This window comes from Variovorax nivicola, from assembly GCF_051216475.1.
GTDB lineage: Bacteria > Pseudomonadota > Gammaproteobacteria > Burkholderiales > Burkholderiaceae_C > Variovorax.
In genome coordinates this window covers 1-5,182 of record NZ_JBPJZK010000029.1, presented here as the reverse complement: position 1 = coordinate 5,182, position 5,182 = coordinate 1, and the positions used below count along the sequence as shown (strand labels likewise).

Annotated in this window: 6 protein-coding genes and 2 pseudogenes; 2 read left to right on the top strand and 6 right to left on the bottom strand. The window is 62.9% G+C overall.

Translation table 11 applies throughout. The features are described 5' to 3' along the window. A partial coding sequence (locus tag ACSFBF_RS35925; RefSeq protein WP_435462971.1) for a hypothetical protein occupies positions 1 to 300 on the top strand: 300 nt, incomplete at its 5' end. After that, positions 297 to 410, top strand: a pseudogene (tnpB, locus tag ACSFBF_RS35920) (IS66 family insertion sequence element accessory protein TnpB); the annotation flags it as partial. The gene ACSFBF_RS35925 and the pseudogene tnpB, both read left to right, overlap by 4 nt. Before the next feature lie 14 nt (positions 411 to 424). Here the strand turns inward: tnpB and ACSFBF_RS35915 are convergent. The 6 genes and pseudogenes from ACSFBF_RS35915 to ACSFBF_RS35890 form a co-directional block, all read right to left on the bottom strand. Further along, entirely contained in the window at positions 425 to 646 is a 222-nt protein-coding gene (locus ACSFBF_RS35915; RefSeq protein WP_435462972.1) for a hypothetical protein, read from the bottom strand. After that, positions 643 to 993 carry a UvrD-helicase domain-containing protein gene (locus ACSFBF_RS35910; protein WP_435462973.1) on the bottom strand — a complete coding sequence of 117 codons (351 nt, stop codon included), beginning with the start codon at positions 991 to 993 and terminating at the stop codon, positions 643 to 645. The genes ACSFBF_RS35915 and ACSFBF_RS35910 overlap by 4 nt, the downstream gene beginning before the upstream one ends. Positions 994 to 1,202: 209 nt before the next feature. Beyond that, the gene (locus ACSFBF_RS35905; protein WP_435462974.1) at positions 1,203 to 1,511 is read right to left on the bottom strand and encodes a hypothetical protein; all 309 of its coding nucleotides are present in this window, start codon (positions 1,509 to 1,511) and stop codon (positions 1,203 to 1,205) included. Positions 1,512 to 1,783: 272 nt separating this feature from the next. After that, positions 1,784 to 2,227, bottom strand: a complete 444-nt coding sequence (locus tag ACSFBF_RS35900) for a hypothetical protein (RefSeq protein ID WP_435462975.1) — start codon at positions 2,225 to 2,227, stop codon at positions 1,784 to 1,786. A 1,639-nt stretch (positions 2,228 to 3,866) separates the two neighbouring features. Continuing rightward, a complete protein-coding gene (locus ACSFBF_RS35895) occupies positions 3,867 to 4,559 on the bottom strand; it encodes a winged helix-turn-helix domain-containing protein (protein WP_435462976.1) in 693 nt (230 codons plus the stop codon). A gap of 190 nt (positions 4,560 to 4,749) precedes the next feature. Next, a pseudogene (locus ACSFBF_RS35890) lies at positions 4,750 to 5,182 on the bottom strand (mammalian cell entry protein); the annotation flags it as partial.

Genomic DNA, 5,182 nt, shown 5'->3' with positions numbered 1-5,182 from the left:
CCGCAAGGGCCTCTCAAACGCATGGGGATGCTCGGTGAGACGAGCTTGCGAGCGCAACGACAAGCACACGCGCTCGCCATCAAGCCAATTTACGACTTGATCAGACCTTCCCTAGCGCTGCGGCACGGGATCAACGCCAATCAGTTGCGCCGATGGATGTCGGTGGTGGCGGTCACTGCACCACCGCCGCCGCAGGGCCACATTGAACTGGAGGTCTTCGGCGCGCGACTGAAGCTGCACGGGGCGGTTGACGGCCAACGCCTGCGCGTCGTACTCCACGCATTGGCGCGGCGCTCATGATTGGACTGCCGGCCAACACCCGTGTGTGGATCGTGGCGGGTCACACGGATATGCGCAAAGGATTCAACGGCCTCGCGGCGATGGCGCAGACAGCGCTGGAGGCCAATCCGTTGCCCGGCGTCAACTATTCTGAGCGGCGGCTCAAGATAATTGTCGCTGGCCAGGATGGGAAGTTGCGCAGGAACGGATCACGCACCAGCCCCAATTGCCCATCGGCCAAGTGCCATGTGTCGATGATCTTTTCGAAACCGTACGCGTTGACACCACCCGCGAAGCCGAGAGTCTTCTTCTCGCGCACGCCGCGCATAGCCTCTTCGAAAATCTGTGCGTTCGTGCGGGCAATCACGGCATGCCGCGGCGCCTCGGGCGGCAGGCGCCGAACCACAGTGTCCGGCCGACCCCGGAGAGTGGGAGCGTCTCGTCGAAGAAGCCCCACAACAGTGCGTTGGCGATGCGGGCGACCTTCGGTCCGAAGCGAAAGCTCTGGGTCAGAGTCAGGGTTCGGCTCGCCCGCGCCGCATCCATCGCGTTCACGGCGCCGCGGAACTGGTAAATCGATTGATAGCCATCGCTCACCAGCACCACGGGACAGACCTGCCGGCCCACGATGTCCCAGGTCACTGGATTGGTGTCCTGGCCCTCGTCCAGCATCAGGTAGTCGCAGGGAAGGGCAGGGTGCTGCAGTTGGAACAACTTGAGGTAGCCATCGATGCGTCATCGGCGCTTCGTCACGTGGATCGCACATGCGCGTCCAGAGTTGGCTGGCCACATCCGCGGCATAGCGCAGGAGGTGCTCCGGACCCGTTGGCGCAGGCCCCACGGCGATCGCCCAGTTGGGCCCTGAGGTCGCTCACGCACCAGGCCGTGATGGTGTCGACCACCAGCCCGGCGAAGCTCCAGTCTCATGCGAGTCCCATGAGCTTGATCGCATTCACTGGCCACAGGTTTCCGAGCTTGTGCGAATAGGCCTTGCCAGTCGAGCCGAAGGCTAAGGCATTGACCGTCTTGCACTGCACTGAGCGCGAGAAGCGTGGCCGGGCGTCCAGTTCGGCCGACTTGTTGAAAGCCTGGTACAGCCCACGAAAGTGGCGGTTCCGGTGCGCCAGGGCCACGAGGGCGGTTGTTTTGCCAGTACCCGCGTAGGCGATGACCTTCGTCACCCCCGACAGAGGGGCGTCGGCGACGGCGCTTTGCTCGGCTGTCGTTTGCATAGGGAGACCTGATTGCATCGCTCAGTCCGCGAGCGCGCGTGAGAGTGCCTGGGCCCTCGGCATTGGCTTCATCGAGGGTTGAAACGATCGCACCTCGGTGACGCCGCCGTCGCAAAGAGCAGCACGGAAGTGTGGGTGAGCGAGAGGGGATTGCGCATGGTGGACCGTCATGCGTTCGACGGTACCGATGCCTTGAACTGGTGTAACGCTGATTGCGGGGCGGGGCGGGGCGGGGCGGGGCGGGGCGGGGCGGGGCGGGGCGGGGCGCCGCCTCAATCGTCCCCGTTTCTGTGCCAAGGCGATGCGATGGGTGCGTGGAGAAACTGTTCGCGGTAGCTCGCCTGTTGCTCGGCAATGTGCTCGAGTTCGTCGAGATTCGGGCCGGCGAGCAGTCCCTTGCTCTCGGGACTCCACAAGATGAGGGCACCGGTCATCGGTCCCTCTGTCTCGAGCTCGATCTCGCAGCCTGTGGCGTCGAGCGCCAGGCAAATGCCCGGCAGGGAATGCCAGAGGTGACGCGCGCTTCGCGCGTCTGGCAGACTCGGTTCGTTCGGTGCATCGTCCGCATCCAGCGGGGCGATCTGGCCGGCGTCACCGGTTCGTTCTGCGTGACGGTTCGACGCATCGCTCGTTTGCCTCAGCGAGGGCCATTCTTTCGGGCGGGAGCAGGGCGATGCGCGGCGGCACTTGCATCCGCGACGACGGTTGCGAATCACGGGCGCTCGACGCCGTCACAGCTTGTGGTGATGTCATCCCAGGCAGGTTGCGCAGGCACAGAGAACCCCAAAACGTGAACAGGATGGGGACCATGGTGAAGGCCGTGCCGCGAGAACCTGAAACAGATTGATGTTGGTTATCAGAAGGTCTCCGGGTAGGTGCTATACGCTCCGACCTGTCACGAATTTGCGATGTCATCTGGGTTCCGGGGGCAAGGCCGAAGTTTGTTGGAGCCGTTCTTGAAATCGCTGCGTCTGCCAGAAGCGGCGCGTGCGCTCGACGATGGCTCGGGCGGACGGCGGGAGTTTGGACGACGTGGGGTCCGGCGCTTGTCGCGCCCATTCGGGGTGCGTCTTCTTGTGGGTGACGGTCATTGGAGTCGTTAGGAGGATGCCGTGAGAATCCTTGCATACCAGTGTGTCGCCACGAGGACAAAAGACGCTCTGGGAGGGCAGCAATCCTTTCGGGAGATGGCGACATCGGTAAGAGACTGTCCGGGCTCACGTAGCAGCAACGCGAGCCACCGAATAGCTCATGACTGACCATCAGATCCGATGAACCTCGCAAGCATTCCCAAGCACCCTGTTGACAAGGACTCGTCGCACGCCCTGACCCCACTTGACTACTTGAACGCTTCGGCGTTGGCATCGGATCACGACCGAGTGCTTGCGCTGCTTGATCGTCTACACGCAGGCCGTGCTTGGCTTGTCTGTGGCTGCACGGGCAATCGAGGCAACCCACCTCTTCTAGCTGTCGCGCGCCGTACGCCTGGACATGGCGGGGGCTGTCGCTTCGAAGACCGATGGACCGCGCTGCGCGCCGACCCGGCTGCCGATTTGCTTTCGAGCAGCGCGAGCCTGTCGAGGCCGATGCGGAAGAGGCTGATGGAGATGACGTCGACGACGCAGGCGGGCCGGTTCGGCCGGATTTTCCTTTCGAGCGGGCAACGCGCATGTGGGTACCGCGAACAGACGAAGTGGCAGAGCACGGTGCCTCGGAACGCTGCACTAGATGTGAAGGCTCAATAGGCTGTTGCGGGTGGTTCTCCCGGAGAAGTCTTGAGAGACTGGAAATCGCCGAACCCCAATCCACTCAAAACCGCGAACCGGATGAACATGCATGAGAATGCCCAATTGACGTACCTGCTGCCTTTCGACAGCGGTTCGGCGCTGGCAGGGACGAGGGAGAAAAAGGCCGCTGAGGGCGCCGCCTCGATGCCGACCACTGTCGCCTTTCTTATTCAGGCTTGCGGACCCAACGACAGTCGGGCTAGAACAACGCACAAATCCTGGTGTCTATCGACGTTGCTCACTTGCCGGCTTGTGGCGCAATGACGCCGTGCTCAGGGCGCCACATCACGTCGATTTCGCGCAATTTCTGGCAGCCTTGTCCGAAACGCGTCATCGATAGGGGTTGTTCGGTGCGCGGTCGTAGCGGTCGGGAATACCGTCACCATCCCGGTCGCGGTCATAGCGGTCCGGCACACCGTCGCGGACCCGATCACCGTGACCGCGCCGTGCGAGTGAGGGGCGATCCCGTTCGGATGGGACGACCACACAGCCGGAAAGGACAGCTGAAACTACAAATAGAAGTACGAGTCTTTTCATGGGATTTCCTTGTCAGATAAATGTCCAGCGTTCAGCCAGATCCAAGATAGTGGTCATTGCGAATTTCCAGAACATACCCCTTGCGATGCACTGTATGAATCAGCTTCAGATCGAACGGATCATCCAGCCTCTGACGAAGTCTCAGGATGGCGAGCGTGACCAGGTTGTCGTGCTGATGACTGGCGCGTGCCCCCCAAACGGCGCTGATGAGCCTGGCGCGTGACATCACATGGCCTCTGTGGGCCATGAGCACATCCAGAAGTTCGAACAGGGTGGCACTGAGGCTGAGGTCCATGCCCTGGCGAATTGCCTTGCCGCGCTTCCGGTCGATGGCTAGGTCCGCCAGGCGGAGCAAGGCGGCGTCAGGACTCTCATCGCGGGATGTCAGCGCCCAGGCCCGCGTCAGCAGATCCTCGATGGCGTAAGGCCCGGCCAGGTACTCGGTGGCATCCAGCGCAAGTCCTTCGAAGTGGTCCGCCAGCCGGTCTCGTTCAGTCAGCACCAGCAACGGGGCGCTGGTCATGCGCCGAACGGCACCGATCGCAGCGCGGGTTGCCGTCGGCGGCGCGGCGTCGAGAAGAACCAATGCATACGGCTTGCCGGCGGAAAGCCGCGACTCGGCATCGCCGGGGCCGGCCACGTCGACTGTGAAGCCGGATCGCCCGAGCGCACTGCCGAGTTTGTTGCGCGTTTGAGTTTCGGCCCCGAGCAGCAGGACGTTCATATTCAGGCGCCTCTTGCCGGTGGCACTTTTCGTTGAATATCGAGAGGTTTTGAAGTCGGTCCCGGTTGGACATCTGGCGCTGTCAGCGTCGAGAAGCGATCGGTCCTGTTCACGCAGCCGTCCACCAGAAAGACTCCCAGGATCAGCGCGAGCACCGCAGCGTGTGCAATTGGAAAGTTGGAGGGGTGTTTCACTTCTTGTCGTCCGGTTTGCCGCGCAGCAGCGACTCGGGGTGGCGTTCGAGGTAGTCGGTCAGCATGCGCACCGACGCGGCGGTGCGCGTGAGCTCCTGCAGCGTCTGTCGCGCGTCCTGCTGCAGCGGCGAGTCCTGCGCGAGCGTGCGTTCGACCGCGCTCATGGTCTTGCGCGCGTCCTTCATCGCCGCGATGGCTTCCGGCGCTACGTCGTTGTTCAGCGTCGTCGTCAGTTGCTCGGCGCTGGTCAGCGTCTTGTCGAGGCTCGCGAGCGTGGTGCGCAGGTCGTTGCCGATCTGCGCGAAGGGCGCTTTGTTGACCTTGGACACGATCTCTTCCACCTGCGACTGCAGCGTATCGAGGCCGTTGGGAATGGTCGGCAGCTCGAGCGGTTCCCTGGTCACATCGATCGTGACGGCCGGCGCCTTC

Excerpts from the sequence above, each read along its gene's own strand:
- ACSFBF_RS35895 (WP_435462976.1), bottom strand. The coding sequence starts at position 4,559 with ATGAACGTCCTGCTGCTCGGGGCCGAAACTCAAACGCGCAACAAACTC.
- ACSFBF_RS35905 (WP_435462974.1), bottom strand. The coding sequence starts at position 1,511 with ATGCAAACGACAGCCGAGCAAAGCGCCGTCGCCGACGCCCCTCTGTCG.